Origin of the sequence: Ancylobacter rudongensis, assembly GCF_900100155.1 — a bacterium.
Lineage (GTDB): Bacteria > Pseudomonadota > Alphaproteobacteria > Rhizobiales > Xanthobacteraceae > Ancylobacter > Ancylobacter rudongensis.
In genome coordinates, this window is the sequence record NZ_FMTP01000001.1 from 475408 (window position 1) to 493465 (window position 18058).

The window sequence follows — 18058 nt, forward strand, 5'->3', positions numbered from 1 at the left end:
AGAATAGGATTTAGTGGAAGGATACATCGACAAATGTCGATGTGAGGCTGCAAAGGGGGCAGGCTGACATCCGCCCGATTGGGACCGTGTGGACTTTGGCGGCGCGCTGGCCGCCCTGACGAATTGGGAGTGTGCATGCGCCGTCTCGACAATATCGACCTGCGGCTGCTGCGCGTCTTTGTCGTGCTGGCGCAGGAGGGCGGCTTCCAGGATGCGCAGATCGCGCTGAACCTGTCGCAATCCACCCTCTCCACCCATCTGGCCGCGCTGGAGCGCAAGCTCGGCGGCCAGCTCTGCGAGCGGGGCAGGGCGGGGTTCCGGCTGACGCCGTTCGGCGAATCGACCCTCGCCGCCACCAAACGGCTGTTCGAGGACATCGACGCCTTCCATGGCCGGATCGGCCGCGATCAGCAGCGGCTGGTCGGTCGGCTGCGGGTGGGCATCGTCGACGGCGTCGTCACCAATCCGCAACTCGGCCTGCAGACGGCGCTGGCACGCTACATGGCCTATGCGTCCGAAGTGTTCGTCGATCTCGAACTGGGAACGCCGTTGGAGCTGGAGCGGGCGCTGATGGAGGGCGCGCGCGATCTCGTGGTCGGGCCATTCTCGCAGAAGGTGCCGGGGATCACCTATGTCCCGCTCAACCGCGAGGCGCAGGCGCTCTATTGTGGGCGCGGCCATGGGCTGTTCACGGTGCCGGGCAGCGAGATCACCCATGCGCGGATCGAGGAGGCGCTGTTCTCGGTGCGGCGCTATCGCCACCTCGATGACCTCTACCGGGTCAACCACCCGCGGGCGAGCGGCGCCATCGTGCAGATGGAGGCGCAGGTGATGATGATCCTGTCGGGGCGCTTCATCGGCTATCTCCCGCGCCATATCGGCGAGGACTGGGTGGCGCGGGGCCAGATGCGGGTGCTGCGGCCGGAAGCCTATGGCTTCGAGACCACCCATTTCGCCGCCACCCGCCGGCTGAAGGGCGAGCAGCCGCTGGTCGACGCCTTCGTGCGCGAATTGCGGGCGCAGGCCGGCAGCCCGGCCGATTCCGCCGCTTGAGCTAGATTCCGCCGCGCACCCGGTCGCTGAGATTGCGGCGGTCGCGGATGATGAGGGTCAGCGCTTCCTCTTCCTGCGGGCCGCGCGGCAGCTGCGACAGCTGGTCGAGCTGGTTCAGCGCCACCAGCCGCAGCAGGTCGTCGCGCACGGCGCCGGTGGCGTCGCGCGGCAGGGCGGGGACGACCTGGAGATGCTCGGGCGGCAGCAGGTCCGGCAGGCGGGCGGCGAGATGAGCACGCAGCGCGTCCTCGGTGACGCCTTCGGCTTCGACAAAGGCGTAGAGGCCGAAGGAATGGCCGGCGGTGGGGAAGTCGCAGATATGCACGGCGCGCAAGCCCGCCAGCTCCGCCAGCGCGCTGGCGATGCGGGGGCCCTGTTCCATCGCGCGCGGGCCGCGCCCTTCGGTGTCGTGATAGTTGAGCAGGCGCCGGGTGACGAAATTGTAGACCTGCTTGCCGGTCTGCATCCACACCCGGGTGAACAGGCTTTTGCGGGCGAGGATCTTCTTTTCCCGCGCGGTCAACGCCTCCGGGCAGTAGCTGCGCTTCTGCTTGAGGAAGTGGCGGATATCCTCATAGGCCGCGACGCGGAAGGCCTTGCTGCGCCGGGAAAACACCATAGCGAGCTGAAAATCCATCAGCACCGCGCGGCCATCGGCGGCGTAGAGCCAGTTCTGCGGCTTGGCGAGGTCGTTATGGGCGATGTTGCGGCGATGCACCTCGCGCAAGCCCTTGCGGGCGGAGGCGAAATAGGCGCGATCGCCGCGCGGCCGGGCGATCTGCAGCGGGATGCCGTCGACGAAGCCGCGCACCAGATAGCCCTCTTCCAGCGCATAGACCGGCACGGTGTGGCCACTGCCCTCGGCGCGGATCAGCGCGCGCGCCTCGCGGGCGGCGAAGTGGCGGGCGAGCGGCTTCACCCACCATTTCACCTCGGCATAGTTGCGCCGTACCGCCGGGTAGACGATGCCGCCGGCATCGCGCCAGAAGCCGCGCTCAATGGTGGAGAAGGTGTCGCGCTTGAGCACGGTGTCGAGCTCGAACACGCCGCCCCTGGCAGGAACCGTGAAGCTCACGCGGCAGCCTCGTCCGGTTCGTCGGCATGGCCCTTGGCCCAGGCGTCGAGGTCGGCAAGGGCGCGGGCGGCGAGCACCTGCTTCTTGGCCACGGTCTTCTGCGTGCCACGCAGACGGTTGCCCTCGGTGTCGCGGGTGGGATTGGCGTCGAGCGGGGGGAAAAGGCCGAAATTGATGTTCATCGGCTGGAAGGAGCGGGGGCCCGCTTCCACCGTCTCGATATGGCCACCGGTGATGTGGTTGAGCAGGGCGCCATGGGCGGTGGTCGCGGGGGGCAAAGCGGGCGCTTCACCGCGCCGCTCGGCCGCCGCGAACAGGCCGGCCATCAGCCCCATGGCGGAGCTCTCGACATAGCCTTCGCAGCCGGTGATCTGGCCGGCAAAGCGCAGGCGCGGCTCGGCCTTCAGCCGCAGCGTGGCGTCGAGGACGCGGGGGGAATTGAGGTAGGTATTGCGGTGGAGGCCGCCGAGCCGGGCGAATTCCGCCTTCTCCAGGCCCGGGATCATGCGGAACAGCTTCACCTGCTCGCCATGGCGGGTCTTGGTCTGGAAGCCGACCATATTATAGAGCGTGCCCAAGGCGTTATCCTGCCGCAGCTGGACCACGGCATAGGCCTTGACCGTCGGATTGTGCGCGTTGGTCAGCCCCATCGGCTTCATCGGGCCGTGGCGAAGGGTTTCGGCGCCGCGCGCAGCCATCACCTCGATCGGCAGGCAGCCGTCGAAATAGGGCGTGTTCTCAAATTCGCGGAAGGGCACGGTGTCCGAGGCGACCAGCGCGGCGACGAAGGCCTCGTACTGCTCCTTGTCCATCGGGCAGTTGATATAGTCGGCGCCGGTGCCGCCGGGGCCCATCTTGTCGTAGCGCGACTGGAACCAGCACACGTCCATGTCTATGGAATCAAAGTGAATTATCGGCGCGATGGCGTCGAAGAAGGCCAGCGCCTGCTCGTCCGTCCGGGTGCGGATGGCTTCGGCCAGCGCGGGGGAGGTGAGGGGGCCGGTGGCAACGATGACGCTGTCCCATTCCTCCGGCGGCAGGCCGGCGACTTCGCCGCGCTCCACCGTGATCAGCGGATGCGCGGTGACGGCGGCGGTGACGGCCTCGGCGAAGCCCTCGCGATCCACTGCCAGCGCGCCGCCGGCGGGGATCTGGTGGCTGTCGGCGCAGGTCATGATGAGCGAGCCGAGGCGACGCATCTCGGCGTGCAAAACGCCGACGGCATTATTGGAAGAATCGTCTGATCTGAAGGAGTTAGAGCACACAAGCTCGGCCAGGCTGTCGGTCTTGTGGGCGTCGGTGGAGCGGGTCGGGCGCATCTCGTGCAGCACCACCGCAATACCGCGCCGGGCGAGCTGCCAGGCGGCTTCGCAGCCGGCGAGGCCGCCGCCGACAATGTGAACCGGGCGCTTTTCGGTGATGCTCATATCCTGCCGCTGCTCAACAAATCCGTGCGCGGCTTAGCACGGAACGGGGGCAAAAAAGAACGGCCCCGGAAAATTCCGGGGCCGTACGATCAGTGCGATGAGGTGGACGATCAGTGCGATGAGGCGTGTTCGTCCCACCTCAAAGGCGCATCACGCCGCAGCGGCGGCGCGACGGGCAACGCTGGTGATCTCGCCACGCGACACGTTGATGTCGGCGAGGGTGCGATCGTCGAGCTGGGAGAGCTCGATTAGAGTGCGGCGATACGCCTGGTAGCGGCGGATCTGCTTGGCAACGAGGCCCCAAAGCAGCATGTCAGTCTCCATCGGTTTTCGGTTAACCGGATCGCGGCCTCCGGGCATCCCCGGCAGCTGCACGTCCGTTAATCATTCCGATGCCTATATATTTGACACCCTGCTCATTTGGTAGGAAATATACCGCATCCCAGCCCTGCGGGCCGCGCATGACACGCTCACAATTCGTTCACGATCTGCAAGGCTGGCGAAAGCATGGCGTGACTCAGGCGCGCTCCAGCGCCTGATCAAGATCGGCGATGATGTCGGCCACGTCCTCGATGCCGACCGACAGCCGCACCACATCCGGGCCCGCACCGGCCAGCACCTTCTGCTCGTCGGCGAGCTGGCGATGGGTGGTGGAAGCGGGGTGGATGATGAGCGAGCGGGTGTCACCGATGTTGGCGAGGTGCGAGAACAGCTTCACCCCCGACACCAGCGCCACGCCCGCCTCGAAGCCGCCCTTCAGCCCGAAGGTGAACACCGCCCCCGCGCCCTTCGGCGTGTACTGCTGGGCGAGGTTGTAATAGCGGTCGCCCGGCAGGCCGGGATAGCTGACCCAGGAGACCTTGGGGTGGTCGGCGAGATGCTTGGCCACCGCCAACGCGTTGTCGCAATGGCGCTGGATGCGCAGCGGCAGGGTCTCGATGCCGGTGAGCAGCAGGAAGGCGTTGAACGGCGACAGCGCCGGGCCGAGATCGCGCAGGCCCAGCACGCGGGCGGCGATGGCGAAGGCGAAATTGCCGAAGGCCTCGCCAATGACGATGCCCTCATATTCCGGCCGCGGCTGCGACAGGAAGGGGTAGCGCCCCTCGCGCATCCAGTCGAACGAACCGCCATCGACCAGCACACCGCCAATGGAGTTGCCGTGGCCGCCGAGGAACTTGGTGGCGGAATGGATGATGATGTCGGCGCCGTGCTCGAAGGGGCGGATGAGGTAGGGGGTGGCCAGCGTGTTGTCGACGATCAGCGGTACGCCGGCGCGCTTGGCGATCTTCGCGATGGCGGCGATGTCGGTGACGATGCCGCCGGGATTGGCGATCGACTCGATGAAGATGGCCTTGGTGCGCGGCGAGATGGCGCGCTCGAACGAGGCGACATCGTCGGAATCAGCCCACACCACGTTCCAGCCGAAGCTCTTGAAGGCGTGGTTGAACTGGTTGATCGACCCGCCATAGAGCTTGCGGGCGGCGATGAACTCGTCGCCGGGGGTCAACAGGGTCTGGAAAGCCAGCAGCTGCGCGGCATGGCCGGAGGCCACGGCGAGGGCGGCGGTGCCGCCTTCCAGCGCCGCCACACGCTCTTCCAGCACCGCATTGGTCGGGTTGCCGATGCGGGTATAGATATTGCCGAACGCCTTCAGCCCGAACAGCGAGGCGGCGTGGTCGACATCGTCGAACACGAAGGAGGTGGTCTGGTAGATCGGCGTGGCCCGCGCCTTGGTGGTCGGGTCGGGCGCGGCGCCGGCATGGACGGCGAGGGTGGCGAAGCCCGGAGCGGGCGAGGTGGCGTCGGTCATTGGCGTTCTCCTGTCGACGGCCGGCGATCCGCGCAAGGGCGCGGGACGCTGCGGGCGTCTTGGCCGGCAGTGTCGCGCCTCCGCTAAAAAACGCAACAGGATTGGAGAAAGAATTAAACAGCGTAATAACGCTGTTGATATCGGCCGGACGGAGAGGCGCGAGGGCCGTCGCCGGAAACCGCCGCGCCCTCAGGCCGGCCGGGCGAGGCGCAGGCGGGGGATCTCGATCGCCGGGCAGCGGTTCATGATGACCGCGATGCCGCCGGCCTCGGCCCGCGCCGCCGCCGCATCGTCGCGCACGCCGAGCTGGCCCCAGATGAGCTTGGGCCGGGGGGAGAGCGCCAGCGCTTCCCCGACCACGGATTGGAGATGTTCGGGGGCGCGGAACACGTCGACCATGTCGACCGGCTCGGGCACATCGGCGAGATGGGCATAAGTCGGCAGGCCGGCAATGGCGCGCCCGGCCTGGCCGGGATTGATCGCGAACACCTTGTAGCCGCGCTGGGCAAGATAGAGCGCGACGCCATGGCTGGGGCGATCGGGCTTCGGGCTGGCGCCGACCACGGCAATGGTTCGCACTCCGGCGAGCCAGTCGGCGAGGAAGGCGTCGTCATAGGAATCGTGATTCATCGCAGGACCTGACAGCTGGAGGCGGGCGCGTCGTGCCATATGGGACCGCGTGGCGGGCGAGGCGAGCTTTTTCGCGCCGATGGTGCGGGCGGCAGGGGCGGCGGGAGGTCGAAATCAAGGGGTTAGCACGGGGTATTAAAATACCTAAATTGCAACCCGTTGATTACTAACATGAATTCGGCGTGTGGCGACATTGACGTTGCGCATGGGCTCGTCTAGAAACCCGCCACGAGAGAGGTGCGGGCATTCCGCGCCCTTGCATATGGATTTTCCCATGAAGACGTTTTCGGCAAAACCCGCCGATATTCAGAAGAAATGGGTCGTGATCGACGCGTCCGGCCTTGTGGTCGGTCGTCTCGCGACCATCATCGCCACCCGCCTCAAGGGCAAGCACAAGCCGATCTACACCCCGCATGTCGATTGCGGCGACAACATCGTCGTCATCAATGCCGACAAGGTGGTGCTGACCGGCCGCAAGCGCGACGACAAGGTCTACTACCACCACACCGGCTTCCCCGGCGGCATCAAGGAGCGGACGGCCAAGTTCATCCTCGAAGGTCGTTTCCCCGAGCGCGTGGTCGAGAAGGCCGTTGAGCGCATGCTGGCGCGCGGCCCGCTCGGCCGCAAGCTGATGGGCAATCTGCGCGTCTACAAGGGTGCCACCCATCCGCATGAAGCCCAGCAGCCGGAGACGCTCGACGTCGCCGCGCTCAACCGCAAGAATGTGGGGAACTGATCATGGCTGAGCTCATCCAGTCGCTCGACGGGCTCGAAGCCCTCAAGTCCCAGGCCCCCGAGGCCCCCAAGCATGTCCAGAAGCTGGACCGCCAGGGCCGCGCCTACGCCACCGGCAAGCGCAAGAACGCGGTCGCCCGCGTCTGGGTCCGCCCCGGCACCGGCAAGATCCTGGTCAATGAGCGCGAGATCGAGGTGTATTTCGCCCGTCCGGTGCTGCGCCTCATCATCCAGCAGCCCTTCACCACGGCGGCCCGTACCGGCCAGTATGACGTGGTGTGCACCGTTTCCGGCGGCGGCCTCTCCGGCCAGGCCGGCGCGCTGCGCCACGGCATTTCGCGCGCGCTCACCTATTACGAGCCCGAGCTGCGCGGCCCGCTGAAGAAGGGCGGCTTCCTGACCCGCGATTCGCGCGTCGTCGAGCGTAAGAAGTACGGCAAGGCCAAGGCCCGCCGCAGCTTCCAGTTCTCGAAGCGCTGATCGGCTTCTCTGCCAATACGAAAGGGCGGGTCCTTGGACCCGCCCTTTTTGTTTGCCGGCATGGCAGTGACATGCCGGTCAGACAAAAAAGGGGCGCCTCGCGGCGCCCCTTTCCGTTGGTCGGCCGGCGTGCCGGTCAGACCGAATAGTACATCTCGAACTCGACCGGGTGCGGGGTCATTTCGTAGCGCATGACCTCGACCATCTTCAGCTCGATATAGGCGTTGATGAAGTCGTCCTCGAACACGCCGCCCTTCTTGAGGAAGTCGCGGTCCTTGTCGAGCGAGGACAGCGCCTCGCGCAGCGAGCCGCAGACGGTCGGGATCTTCTTCAGCTCCTTCGGCGGCAGATCGTATAGGTCCTTGTCCATCGCCGGACCGGGATCGATCTTGTTCAGAATGCCGTCCATACCGGCCATGAGCAGCGCGGCGAAGGCGAGGTAGGGGTTCGCGCCGGGGTCCGGGAAGCGGGTCTCGACGCGCTTGGCCTTCGGCGAGGTGGTGTAGGGAATGCGGCAGGAGGCCGAGCGGTTGCGCGCGGAATAGGCGAGCAGAACCGGGGCCTCATAGCCGGGGACCAGCCGCTTGTAGGAGTTGGTCAGCGGGTTGGTGAAGGCGTTCAGCGCCTTGGCGTGCTTGATGATGCCGCCGATGTACCACAGGCATTCCTGGCTGAGGTCGGCATATTTGTTGCCGGCGAACAGCGGCTTGCCGTCCTTCCAGATCGACTGGTGCACATGCATGCCCGAGCCGTTGTCGCCGAAGATCGGCTTCGGCATGAAGGTGGCCGTCTTGCCATAGACGTTGGCGACCTGGTGGATGCAGTACTTGTAGATCTGCAGCTGGTCGGCCATCGTCACCAGCGTGTCGAACTTCAGTCCCAGCTCATGCTGGGCGGAAGCGACCTCGTGATGGTGCTTCTCGACCTTGGCGCCCATGCGGGCCATGGCGGCAAGCATCTCGCCGCGCAGGTCCTGGCAGCTGTCGACCGGCGGCACCGGGAAATAGCCGCCCTTGGTGCGCACGCGGTGGCCGAGATTGCCGCCCTCATATTCGGTGCCGCCATTGGTGGGCAGTTCGACCGAATCGAGCTTGAAGCCGGTGTTGTAGGGATCGGCGGTGAAGCGCACATCGTCGAAGATGAAGAACTCGGCTTCCGGCCCGATATAGATGGTGTCGCCGATGCCGGTGGACTTCAGATAGGCCTCGGCCTTCTTCGCCATGCCGCGCGGGTCGCGGCCATAGGGCTCGCCCGTGGTCGGCTCCAGCACGTCGCAGACCACGACCATGGTGGTCTCGGCGAAAAACGGGTCGATGGTGACGGAATCGAGATCGGGCTGCAGGTGCATGTCCGATTCGTTGATGGCCTTCCAGCCCGCAATGGAGGAACCATCGAATGCCTGACCTTCGGCGAAGAAATCTTCGTCGACCATCGAGATGTCGAAGGTCACATGCTGCCACTTGCCGCGGGGATCGGTGAAGCGCAGGTCGACGTATTTGACGTCGTTGTCCTTTATTAGCTTCAGTACATCCTTGGCCGTCGTCATATTGTTCGTACCTCTTCTGATACTGCCGTCTTTTGAGGGGCAGCTGGTCCCAAGCGGATGGTCAACGACGATACGCGCCGCACCCTATCAGGATGCGGCGCGCTCATATGCGCGACCATACTACGCTGGCTCTCAGATGGCGTCGACGCCCGACTCACCGGTACGAATGCGAATGGCCTCTTCGATGTTGGAAACGAAGATCTTGCCATCGCCGATGCGGCCGGTCTGGGCGGCGCGGCGGATGGCGTCGATCGCGGTTTCCACCGTTTCGTCGGCGACCACGATCTCGATCTTCACCTTGGGCAGGAAATCGACGACGTATTCCGCGCCGCGATAGAGTTCCGTGTGCCCCTTCTGCCGGCCGAAGCCCTTGGCTTCCGTGACGGTGATGCCCTGCAGGCCGATTTCCTGCAGCGCCTCCTTCACCTCGTCGAGCTTGAAGGGCTTAATGATGGCCTCAATCTTCTTCATCTGACCTCGTCTCCCTGACTCGTCGATCCGCGACGCCCGGCCGAGTCGGGTCGCGAAGAAGCAGAACCCATGCCAAGCACCCCAGTGTCGCCGGAAACCGTTAATATCGCATCATCGCACGCCGCCATGCGGCGGGCCAAACAGCTTCGTTTTCAACGAATGATGAAGTTTTGAGCGGATTGATTAAGTAATAGGCAGTCAGTGCCGCTCCCGGCTCCCGAGGGCTGCGCGAAACGTGGGCATTTGCCGCTGTTTGCTGCGACGACGGCCCCATTCGACCCGCGCCGCCGGTTTCGGCTAAGCTGCCGCCCGGCCTCTCAGCACCGGCCAGACCGTGCAGGAACAAGGTTTCATGGAGCTTCTCACTCCCACCGAAATGGCGCGCGCCGACGCCTTCACCATCGCCGGCGGCGTGCCCGGCGCCCTGCTCATGGAAAGGGCGGGAGAAGCGGTCGCCCGCCGCGCGGCGCGGGTGACGCTGGCGGGCGGGCGGGTGCTGGTGCTGTGCGGGCCCGGCAATAATGGCGGCGACGGATTCGTCGCGGCGCGCCTTTTGGCCGCGGTCGGCTACCGGGTGCGCCTCGCCTTGCTCGGGGAGCGCGCCGCCCTGCGTGGCGATGCCGCGCTCATGGCGGCGCAGTGGACGGGGCCGGTCGAGCCGGGCGAGGGCGTGGCGCTGGAGGGGGTCGATCTCGTCATCGACGCGCTGTTCGGCGCCGGGCTGGCGCGCGATCTCGACGGCGTCGCACGGGAACTGGTGGAGCGGGTGAACGCCGCCGGCGTGCCGGTGCTGGCGGTCGACTTGCCTTCCGGGATCGACGGCGCCACCGGCGCGGTGCGCGGGGCGGCAATCCAGGCGCGCTGGAGCGTCACCTTCTTCCGGCCCAAGCCCGGCCATGTGCTGCTGCCGGGCCGCCTGCATGCGGGCGAACTGACCGTGGCCGATATCGGCATCCTGCAGGAAGCGCTTGATGTGATCGCTCCCCGCGCCTTCGAGAACGTGCCTTACCTGTGGGCGGGTCATTTTCCGGTGCCGGCGCCGCAGGGGCACAAATATGCGCGCGGCCACCTCGTCGCCGTTTCCGGCCCGGCGCAGGCGACCGGGGCGACGCGGCTTGCCGCCCGCGCCGCGCTGCGGGCCGGGGCGGGGCTGGTGACGGTGGCGTGCCCGGCCGAGGCGCTGGCGATCCACGCGGCCAATCTCTCCGCCGTCATGGTGCGGCCGGTGGAGGATGCCGCCGGGCTGGCGCATCTGCTGGCCGATCCCAGGTTGACGACCGTGGTGCTCGGCCCCGGCCTCGGCGTCGGGCCGGGCGCGCGTGAGCGACTGGCGGCCTGTCGCGACCGCCGGCTGGTGATCGACGCCGACCTCATCACCTCCTTCACCGGCGCGGCGGATGCGCTGGCGCAGGCGCTGGAAGCCGCGCCGGCGGCGGTCGCCACCCCGCATGAGGGCGAGTTCGCCCGGCTGTTCGAGTGCTGCCCGGACGTGCTGGAGGCGCCCTCGCGGCTGGAGCGGGCGCGCGCCGGGGCGGTGCGGCTCGGGGCGACGCTGCTGCTCAAGGGTCCCGACACGGTGGTGGCGAGCCCGGACGGGCGCGCCTCGATCGCCGCGAATGCGCCCCCCTTTCTCGCGACGGCGGGGGCGGGCGACGTGCTGGCGGGAATCGTCGGCGGACTGCTGGCGCAGGGCATGCCGCCCTTCGAGGCGGCCAGTGCCGCTGTCTGGCTGCATGGCGAGGCGGCGCGCGAGGCCGGGCCGGGGCTGGTGGCCGACGATCTGATCGAGGCGCTGCGCCCGGTCTATCGCCGGCTGTTCGGCTTTCTCGGGGCTGTGTAGCGGCGGGCGAGGGCGCGCATTTTGCGCTGGCGCAGCGTCATGACCGTGTTATAAGCCCGCACCCGGCTGGCGGTACCTTCTCGGGTGCGCGCCCATGCGCCCATGCGCGTCCTTCCCGGACGATGCGGCGGGCGACAGGTGCAACCGCGGGCGTGGCGGAACTGGTAGACGCGCTGGATTTAGGTTCCAGTGGCGAGAGTCGTGGGGGTTCGAGTCCCTCCGCCCGCACCAGCGCCTGCCCTTGTCCGGTGCCGCCCTCCGACCCATTTGCACCGAGCGGGGCCGACGTCGTTCACGCGGCCTCGCACACAGACATTCGAGAGCTCGCGCAAGCGGCAAACAAGACGAAGGCCGATTGAAAATGCAGGTCACCGAACTCCTCGCCGAAGGTCTCAAGCGCGAATATCGCGTGGTGCTGCCGGCCGCCGAACTTGACGCCAAGGCCAATGCGCGCCTCAGCGAGCTCAAGGACAAGGTCCGCCTCAACGGCTTCCGCCCCGGCAAGGTGCCGGTCGCCCATCTCAAGCGCATGTACGGCAAGTCCGTGCTGGCCGAGGTGATCGACCAGGCGGTGAACGAGGCTAACACCAAGATCATCGAGGATAACGGCTTCAAGCTGGCCATGCAGCCGAAGGTCGAGCTGCCGCAGGACGAGGCGGCGGTCAACGAGGTGATCGAGGGCAAGGCCGACCTGTCCTTCACCGTGAACCTCGAAGTGCTGCCGGCGATCACGCTCGGCGACTTCAAGGGCATCACCCTCGACAAGCCGGTGCTGGCCGTGTCCGACGAGGAGGTCGAAGAGACCGTCAAGCGGATCGCCGAGGCCAACCGCCCCTACGCCGCCAAGCCGGACGGCACCGCCGAGAACGGCGACCGCGTCACCCTGTCCTTCGTCGGCTCGATCGACGGCGAAGTGTTCGAGGGCGGCTCGGGCGAGGACGTTCCGCTGGTGCTCGGCTCCAACAGCTTCATCCCCGGCTTCGAGGAGCAGCTCGTCGGCATCAAGGAAGACGAGACCCGCACCGTCAACGTGACCTTCCCCGAGGCCTACCAGGCGGCGCATCTGGCCGGCAAGGCGGCCGCGTTCGAGGTGACGGCGAAGATGATCGAGTCCCCGACCGAGATGGAGATCGGCGACGAGTTCGCCAAGACGCTCGGCATGGACAGCCTTGAGGCGCTCAAGGAGCAGGTGAAGAGCCGCATCGCCCAGGAGCACAACGCGCAGAGCCGCAACAAGGCCAAGCGCCGCCTGCTCGACGCGCTCGACGGGCTGCACCAGTTCGACGTGCCGCCGACGCTGGCCCAGCAGGAATTCGACGGCATCTGGGGCTCGGTCACCGCCGAGATGGAAAACCAGAAGAAGACCTTCGCCGACGAGGACACCACCGAGGAAGCCGCCCGCGCCGACTACCAGAAGATCGCCGAGCGCCGCGTGCGCCTCGGGCTGGTGCTTGCGGAAATCGGTGAGAAGAACAACATTCAGGTGACGGACGACGAAGTGACCCGCGCCGTCGTCGAGCGTGCCCGTCAGTTCCCCGGGCAGGAGCAGCAGGTGTGGGAGTTCTACCGCAAGAACGCCCAGGCGCTGGCCAGCCTGCGCGCGCCGATCTTCGAGGAGAAGGTGGTCGACTATCTGCTCGAACTCGCCACGGTCAATGAAGTCCCCGTCTCGCGCGAGGAACTCTACGCCGAGGACGAGGACGAAAAGGCGGCCTGAGGCCGACGGAACTCGCGGAGTCGTGCGCCACGCGCGGCTCCCCTGTCCGCCACTTCATCGCCGGCGGGCTGGTAGGGACGCGCTTTCCCTTTATTGTAGGGTGGTTGGATTCGCGGGCGGCGCTGGCGCGCCGTGCCGCCGAGGATCGAAATATGCGTGACCCGATTGATACCTTGAACAACTACCTGGTCCCGATGGTGGTCGAGCAGACCAACCGGGGCGAGCGTTCCTACGACATTTATTCCCGGCTCCTGAAGGAGCGCATCATCTTCCTGACCGGCCCGGTCGAGGACGGCATGGCGACCCTCATGGTCGCCCAGCTGCTGTTCCTCGAAGCGGAGAATCCGAAGAAGGAAATCTCGATGTACATCAACTCCCCGGGCGGGGTGGTGACATCGGGGCTGGCGATCTACGACACGATGCAGTTCATCAAGCCGGCGGTGTCGACGCTGTGCATCGGCCAGGCGGCCTCGATGGGCTCGCTGCTGCTGACCGCCGGCGAGAAGGACATGCGCTTCGCCCTGCCGAATGCGCGAATCATGGTGCACCAGCCCTCGGGCGGCTTCCAGGGCCAGGTGACGGACATCATGCTGCACGCCAAAGAGATCATGAGCCTCAAGCAGCGGCTCAACGAGATCTACGTCAAGCACACGGGCCAGGACATCAAGGCGGTGGAGGACGCGCTGGAGCGCGACAACTTCATGACCGCCGAGGTCGCCAAGTCCTTTGGCCTTATCGACAAAGTGATCGACAAGCGTCCCGAGGAGGCTCCGGCGAAGCCCTGATGAGGGTTTGCGCCGTGTTTCCGAAGCCGGTTCGGCTTCCTATATTGAGATCGAAGCCCGCGCCGAAATGAAGCGCGGGCTTGCATGCTTCGCGGTATCGCGCTTGCATGACTGCAGAATGAAGTGTCGCCCGGAGGTGTGACGGGGGTACGACGGGGCCAGCGCCCCATCCGCGAAGTCGGGGATGGTTCGATTGCCCGCTTGATCGTGTCGCGGCTAGCGTGCTTGGCTGTGACACCGAACAAGGACCCTTAAGTCGCTTCCTTTTGACGGCGTTTTCGAGCCGTCGCGTTTCTCCCCCCTTGGAGGCCCGCGGCGGCCGCGGGACTGGGGCGGTTCCGGGCAATGCCTGGACTGCCGAGCGGACGGAGAGACGCATGAGCAAGGTTGGCGGCGGCGACAGCAAGAATACTCTTTACTGCTCGTTCTGCGGCAAGAGCCAGCACGAGGTCCGCAAACTCATTGCGGGACCGACCGTGTTCATCTGCGATGAATGCGTCGAGCTGTGCATGGACATCATCCGCGAGGAGAACAAATCCTCGCTGGTGAAGTCGCGCGACGGCATCCCGACCCCGAAGGAGATCTGCAAGGTCCTGGACGATTATGTGATCGGCCAGTTCCATGCCAAGCGCGTCCTCTCGGTGGCGGTGCATAACCACTACAAGCGCCTGAACCACGCGACCAAGCACGCCGGCGACGTCGAGCTGGCCAAGTCCAACATCATGCTGATCGGGCCGACCGGCTCGGGCAAGACGCTGCTCGCGCAGACGCTGGCCCGCATCCTCGACGTGCCCTTCACCATGGCGGACGCGACCACGCTGACCGAGGCGGGCTATGTCGGCGAGGATGTGGAGAACATCATCCTCAAGCTGCTGCAGTCGGCCGACTACAATGTCGAGCGGGCGCAGCGCGGCATCGTCTATATCGACGAGATCGACAAGATCAGCCGCAAGTCCGACAACCCGTCCATCACCCGCGACGTCTCGGGCGAGGGCGTGCAGCAGGCGCTGCTGAAGATCATGGAAGGCACCGTCGCCTCCGTGCCGCCGCAGGGCGGGCGCAAGCATCCCCAGCAGGAATTCCTGCAGGTGGACACGACCAACATCCTGTTCATCTGCGGCGGCGCCTTCGCTGGCCTCGACAAGATCATCTCCTCGCGCGGCAAGGGCACCTCGATCGGCTTCGGCGCCGTCGTCTCCGCCCCCGAGGACCGCAAGCCGGGCGAAGTGTTCCGCGAGGTCGAACCGGAGGACCTGCTGAAATACGGGCTGATCCCTGAATTCATCGGCCGCCTTCCCGTCATCGCCACGCTGGGCGATCTCGACGAGGCGGCGCTGAAGAAGATCCTCTCCGAGCCGAAGAACGCGCTGGTGAAGCAGTATCAGCGCCTGTTCGAGATGGAGAATGTCGAGCTGACCATCCACGAGGAAGCGCTGGGCGCCATCGCCCGCAAGGCCATCGAGCGCAAGACCGGCGCGCGCGGCCTGCGCTCGATCATGGAAGGCATCCTGCTCGACACGATGTTCGACCTGCCGGGCCTTGAAGGGGTGGAAGAGGTCGTCATCAGCAAAGAGGTCGTCGAGCAGAATGCGCGTCCGCTCTACATCTACGCGGACCGCGCGGCTGGCGATGCGGGCGCGAGTGCCTGAGGAACCGGCGGTGGGCAGGGCCGGGCCGCCACGCCCGGCCAGCGACGCGGCCCGCTCCCTTGACGGGGGGCGGGGGCATCGCCATCTGAGCCTCAACCCCCGGTCCTCGACCGCATCGACGTGCCCAGCGCGCCTGACGCAGCCCCCGCACAGAGATCAACGTTCGCGTTCCGGCCGCATTGCGGCACGGTGCCGCCTGACGACGCCTGTCGTCGGGACACGTCGCCTGCCGCCAACAGAAAGGAAAGAGCCATGACGAGCCCCAAGCCTCGCACCGCGCTCACCCCGGGAGTGCCTCAGACCTTCCCGGTCCTGCCGCTGCGCGACATCGTCGTTTTCCCGCACATGATCGTGCCCCTGTTCGTCGGCCGTGAGAAATCCATCCGCGCCCTCGAAGAGGTGATGCGCAACGACACCTTCATCCTACTGGCGACGCAGGAGAACGCCTCCGACGACGACCCGGAGACCTCCTCCATCTACAAGATCGGCACGCTCGCCTCGGTGCTGCAGCTGCTCAAGCTGCCCGATGGCACGGTGAAGGTGCTGGTCGAGGGCATTTCGCGCGCCAAGGTCCGGCACTACACCGACCGCGCCGACCTCTATGAGGCCGAGGCGGAGGCGCTGGAAGAAGAGCTTGGCGCCAAGGTCGAGGCCGAGGCGCTCGGCCGCTCGGTGCTGGCCGAGTTCGACAGCTATGTGAAGCTGAACAAGAAGGTCTCGCCTGAGGTCGTCGGCGTCGTCACCCAGATCGAGGAGCATTCGAAGCTGGCCGACACCGTGGCCTCGCATCTCGCGGTGAAGATCCCCGAGAAGCAGGCGGTGCTGGAAATCCTCAAGGTCACCACCCGCCTTGAGAAGGTGCTCTCGCTGATGGAGAGCGAAATCTCGGTCCTTCAGGTCGAGAAGCGCATCCGCACGCGCGTCAAGCGCCAGATGGAGAAGACCCAGCGCGAGTACTATCTCAACGAGCAGATGAAGGCGATCCAGAAGGAGCTGGGCGACGGCGAGGACGGCCGCGACGAGCTGGCCGAGCTGGAAGAGCGCATCAAGACCGTCAAGCTCTCCAAGGAAGCGCGCGAGAAGGCCACGCACGAGCTGAAGAAGCTGCGGCAGATGTCGCCCATGTCGGCGGAAGCCACCGTGGTGCGCAACTATCTCGACTGGATGCTGTCGATCCCGTGGAGTAACCGCAGCAAGGTCAAGAAGGACCTGCCCTTCGCCCAGAACGTGCTTGATACCGACCATTTCGGCCTCGACAAGGTCAAGGACCGCATCGTCGAATATCTCGCCGTGCAGAGCCGGCAGAACAAGCTGACCGGCCCGATCCTGTGCCTGGTCGGCCCGCCCGGCGTCGGCAAGACCTCGCTCGCCAAGTCCATCGCCAAGGCGACGGGCCGCGAATATGTGCGCGTGGCCCTTGGCGGCGTGCGCGACGAGGCGGAGATCCGCGGCCATCGCCGGACCTATATCGGCTCCATGCCCGGCAAGATCATCCAGTCGATGCGCAAGGCCAAGAAGTCGAACCCGCTGTTCCTGCTGGACGAGATCGACAAGATGGGCGCCGATTTCCGCGGCGACCCGTCCTCGGCCCTGCTGGAGGTGCTGGACCCCGAGCAGAACCACACCTTCGCCGACCACTATCTGGAGGTCGACTATGACCTCTCCAGCGTGATGTTCGTCACCACGGCCAACACGCTGAACATCCCGCCGGCCCTGCTGGACCGGATGGAGGTGATCCGCATCGCCGGCTACACCGAGGACGAGAAGGTCGAGATCGCCCGCCGCCACCTCATTCCGCAGGCGCTGACCAAGCATGGTCTGCAGCTGAAGGAATGGTCGATCGACGACGAGGCGCTGCTGATGCTGGTGCGCCGCTATACGCGGGAAGCCGGCGTGCGCAACCTTGAGCGCGAGATTTCCAACCTCGCCCGCAAGGCGGTGAAGGACCTGATGCTGACCAAGAAGAAGACGGTCAAGGTCACGGTCCAGCAGCTGGAGGACTATCTCGGCGCGCCGAAATACCGCTATGGCGAGGCCGAGAGCGAGGACCAGGTCGGCGTGGTCACGGGCTTGGCCTGGACCGAGGTCGGTGGTGAGATCCTCACCATCGAAGGCGTGATGATGCCCGGCAAGGGCAAGATGACCGTCACCGGCAATCTGCGCGACGTGATGAAGGAATCGATCTCGGCGGCGGCCTCCTATGTCCGCTCGCGCGCCCTCGATTTCGGCATCGAGCCGCCGCTGTTCGACCGGCGCGACATCCATGTCCACGTTCCCGAAGGGGCGACCCCGAAGGACGGCCCGTCGGCCGGCGTCGCCATGGCGACCGTGCTGACCTCGGTGCTGACCGGCATCCCGATCCGTCGCGACATCGCCATGACCGGCGAGATCACGCTGCGCGGCCGGGTGCTGCCGATCGGCGGCCTCAAGGAGAAGCTGCTGGCGGCCCTGCGGGCCGGCATCAAGAAGGTTCTGATCCCCGAGGAGAACGCCAAGGACCTGGCGGAAATCCCCGACAATGTGAAGAACGCGCTGGAGATCGTGCCGGTGTCGCGGATGGACGAGGTGCTGCAGCACGCGCTCATCCGCCAGCCGGAGGCGATCGTCTGGGAAGAGAAGGTGCTGGCGCCGACCACCGAGGTCGAGCCGGTGATCGCCCGCGACGAAATCGGCGGCCTCGCCGCCCACTGAGGGGCGCGCGAGAGGTGAAACAGAAGCGGCGGTGCCCGGCGGGCGCCGCCGTTTTTGCATGTGCCGGCCGTTGCGGCGCGGCGCCGCCGCGCCTCGCCCGCCGCACCGGCCGAGGCGGGCGCCGAACAGGTGGTTTCCGCCTAAATTGC

At 66.3% G+C, this 18058-nt stretch carries 15 protein-coding genes and 1 tRNA gene; 9 read left to right on the forward strand and 7 right to left on the reverse strand.

The window, feature by feature from the left end; translation table 11 throughout:
• The first annotated feature begins 135 nt into the window (after nucleotides 1-135).
• Complete coding sequence (locus BLO63_RS02140; protein WP_091436352.1) at nucleotides 136-1053, forward strand: LysR family transcriptional regulator; 918 nt, start codon at nucleotides 136-138, stop codon at nucleotides 1051-1053.
• A 1-nt stretch (nucleotide 1054) separates the two neighbouring features.
• Here BLO63_RS02140 and BLO63_RS02145 read toward each other — a convergent pair whose 3' ends face one another.
• The 5 genes from BLO63_RS02145 to BLO63_RS02165 all read right to left on the reverse strand — a co-directional run bounded on the left by BLO63_RS02145 (nucleotide 1055) and on the right by BLO63_RS02165 (nucleotide 5995).
• A complete protein-coding gene (locus BLO63_RS02145) occupies nucleotides 1055-2128 on the reverse strand; it encodes a serine/threonine protein kinase (protein ID WP_091436353.1) in 1074 nt (357 codons plus the stop codon).
• The gene (trmFO, locus tag BLO63_RS02150; RefSeq protein WP_091436354.1) at nucleotides 2125-3555 is read right to left on the reverse strand and encodes a methylenetetrahydrofolate--tRNA-(uracil(54)-C(5))-methyltransferase (FADH(2)-oxidizing) TrmFO; all 1431 of its coding nucleotides are present in this window, start codon (nucleotides 3553-3555) and stop codon (nucleotides 2125-2127) included. Before trmFO ends, BLO63_RS02145 begins: the two co-directional genes overlap by 4 nt.
• Nucleotides 3556-3705: 150 nt before the next feature.
• A complete protein-coding gene (locus BLO63_RS02155) occupies nucleotides 3706-3867 on the reverse strand; it encodes a DUF1127 domain-containing protein (RefSeq protein WP_018386942.1) in 162 nt (53 codons plus the stop codon).
• A gap of 205 nt (nucleotides 3868-4072) precedes the next feature.
• A complete protein-coding gene (locus BLO63_RS02160; RefSeq protein WP_091436356.1) occupies nucleotides 4073-5365 on the reverse strand; it encodes an O-acetylhomoserine aminocarboxypropyltransferase in 1293 nt (430 codons plus the stop codon).
• Nucleotides 5366-5554: 189 nt separating this feature from the next.
• On the reverse strand, nucleotides 5555-5995 hold the full coding sequence (locus BLO63_RS02165; protein WP_091436357.1) for a CoA-binding protein: 441 nt from the start codon (nucleotides 5993-5995) through the stop codon (nucleotides 5555-5557).
• Between the two features lie 274 nt (nucleotides 5996-6269).
• Here BLO63_RS02165 and rplM point away from each other — a divergent pair, with 274 nt between their 5' ends.
• Nucleotides 6270-6731, forward strand: coding sequence for a 50S ribosomal protein L13 (gene rplM, locus BLO63_RS02170; protein ID WP_018963936.1), 462 nt, complete (start codon nucleotides 6270-6272; stop codon nucleotides 6729-6731).
• Nucleotides 6732-6733: 2 nt separating this feature from the next.
• Nucleotides 6734-7210: a 30S ribosomal protein S9 gene (rpsI, locus tag BLO63_RS02175; protein ID WP_091436359.1), complete on the forward strand. Its 477-nt coding sequence runs from the start codon at nucleotides 6734-6736 to the stop codon at nucleotides 7208-7210.
• Between the two features lie 136 nt (nucleotides 7211-7346).
• Here the strand turns inward: rpsI and glnA are convergent, their stop codons facing one another.
• Together glnA and BLO63_RS02185 are read right to left on the reverse strand one after the other, a co-directional pair.
• A complete protein-coding gene (gene glnA, locus BLO63_RS02180; protein WP_091436361.1) occupies nucleotides 7347-8756 on the reverse strand; it encodes a type I glutamate--ammonia ligase in 1410 nt (469 codons plus the stop codon).
• Nucleotides 8757-8888: 132 nt separating this feature from the next.
• Nucleotides 8889-9227 carry a P-II family nitrogen regulator gene (locus BLO63_RS02185; protein WP_018386933.1) on the reverse strand — a complete coding sequence of 113 codons (339 nt, stop codon included), beginning with the start codon at nucleotides 9225-9227 and terminating at the stop codon, nucleotides 8889-8891.
• Nucleotides 9228-9579: 352 nt separating this feature from the next.
• Between BLO63_RS02185 and BLO63_RS02190 the strand changes: the two genes are divergently transcribed.
• From BLO63_RS02190 to lon, 6 genes are all read left to right on the forward strand, one after another.
• The gene (locus BLO63_RS02190; RefSeq protein ID WP_091436362.1) at nucleotides 9580-11067 is read left to right on the forward strand and encodes an NAD(P)H-hydrate dehydratase; all 1488 of its coding nucleotides are present in this window, start codon (nucleotides 9580-9582) and stop codon (nucleotides 11065-11067) included.
• Between the two features lie 146 nt (nucleotides 11068-11213).
• A tRNA-Leu gene (locus tag BLO63_RS02195) sits at nucleotides 11214-11298 on the forward strand.
• A gap of 130 nt (nucleotides 11299-11428) precedes the next feature.
• The gene (tig, locus tag BLO63_RS02200) at nucleotides 11429-12784 is read left to right on the forward strand and encodes a trigger factor (protein WP_091436364.1); all 1356 of its coding nucleotides are present in this window, start codon (nucleotides 11429-11431) and stop codon (nucleotides 12782-12784) included.
• Nucleotides 12785-12936: 152 nt separating this feature from the next.
• Nucleotides 12937-13569: an ATP-dependent Clp protease proteolytic subunit gene (locus tag BLO63_RS02205; protein WP_018386930.1), complete on the forward strand. Its 633-nt coding sequence runs from the start codon at nucleotides 12937-12939 to the stop codon at nucleotides 13567-13569.
• Nucleotides 13570-13946: 377 nt separating this feature from the next.
• Nucleotides 13947-15218, forward strand: coding sequence for an ATP-dependent Clp protease ATP-binding subunit ClpX (gene clpX, locus BLO63_RS02210; RefSeq protein ID WP_091436366.1), 1272 nt, complete (start codon nucleotides 13947-13949; stop codon nucleotides 15216-15218).
• A gap of 252 nt (nucleotides 15219-15470) precedes the next feature.
• Entirely contained in the window at nucleotides 15471-17909 is a 2439-nt protein-coding gene (lon, locus tag BLO63_RS02215; protein ID WP_091436368.1) for an endopeptidase La, read from the forward strand.
• The last annotated feature ends 149 nt before the right edge of the window (nucleotides 17910-18058 follow it).

Bases quoted from the DNA above. Each gene is read 5' to 3' on its own strand.
- BLO63_RS02140 (WP_091436352.1), top strand. From the start codon at position 136: ATGCGCCGTCTCGACAATATCGACCTGCGGCTGCTGCGCGTCTTTGTC.
- trmFO (WP_091436354.1), bottom strand. From the start codon at position 3,555: ATGAGCATCACCGAAAAGCGCCCGGTTCACATTGTCGGCGGCGGCCTC.
- BLO63_RS02155 (WP_018386942.1), bottom strand. From the start codon at position 3,867: ATGCTGCTTTGGGGCCTCGTTGCCAAGCAGATCCGCCGCTACCAGGCG.
- BLO63_RS02160 (WP_091436356.1), bottom strand. From the start codon at position 5,365: ATGACCGACGCCACCTCGCCCGCTCCGGGCTTCGCCACCCTCGCCGTC.
- BLO63_RS02165 (WP_091436357.1), bottom strand. From the start codon at position 5,995: ATGAATCACGATTCCTATGACGACGCCTTCCTCGCCGACTGGCTCGCC.
- rplM (WP_018963936.1), top strand. From the start codon at position 6,270: ATGAAGACGTTTTCGGCAAAACCCGCCGATATTCAGAAGAAATGGGTC.
- rpsI (WP_091436359.1), top strand. From the start codon at position 6,734: ATGGCTGAGCTCATCCAGTCGCTCGACGGGCTCGAAGCCCTCAAGTCC.
- glnA (WP_091436361.1), bottom strand. From the start codon at position 8,756: ATGACGACGGCCAAGGATGTACTGAAGCTAATAAAGGACAACGACGTC.
- BLO63_RS02185 (WP_018386933.1), bottom strand. From the start codon at position 9,227: ATGAAGAAGATTGAGGCCATCATTAAGCCCTTCAAGCTCGACGAGGTG.
- BLO63_RS02190 (WP_091436362.1), top strand. From the start codon at position 9,580: ATGGAGCTTCTCACTCCCACCGAAATGGCGCGCGCCGACGCCTTCACC.
- tig (WP_091436364.1), top strand. From the start codon at position 11,429: ATGCAGGTCACCGAACTCCTCGCCGAAGGTCTCAAGCGCGAATATCGC.
- BLO63_RS02205 (WP_018386930.1), top strand. From the start codon at position 12,937: ATGCGTGACCCGATTGATACCTTGAACAACTACCTGGTCCCGATGGTG.
- clpX (WP_091436366.1), top strand. From the start codon at position 13,947: ATGAGCAAGGTTGGCGGCGGCGACAGCAAGAATACTCTTTACTGCTCG.
- lon (WP_091436368.1), top strand. From the start codon at position 15,471: ATGACGAGCCCCAAGCCTCGCACCGCGCTCACCCCGGGAGTGCCTCAG.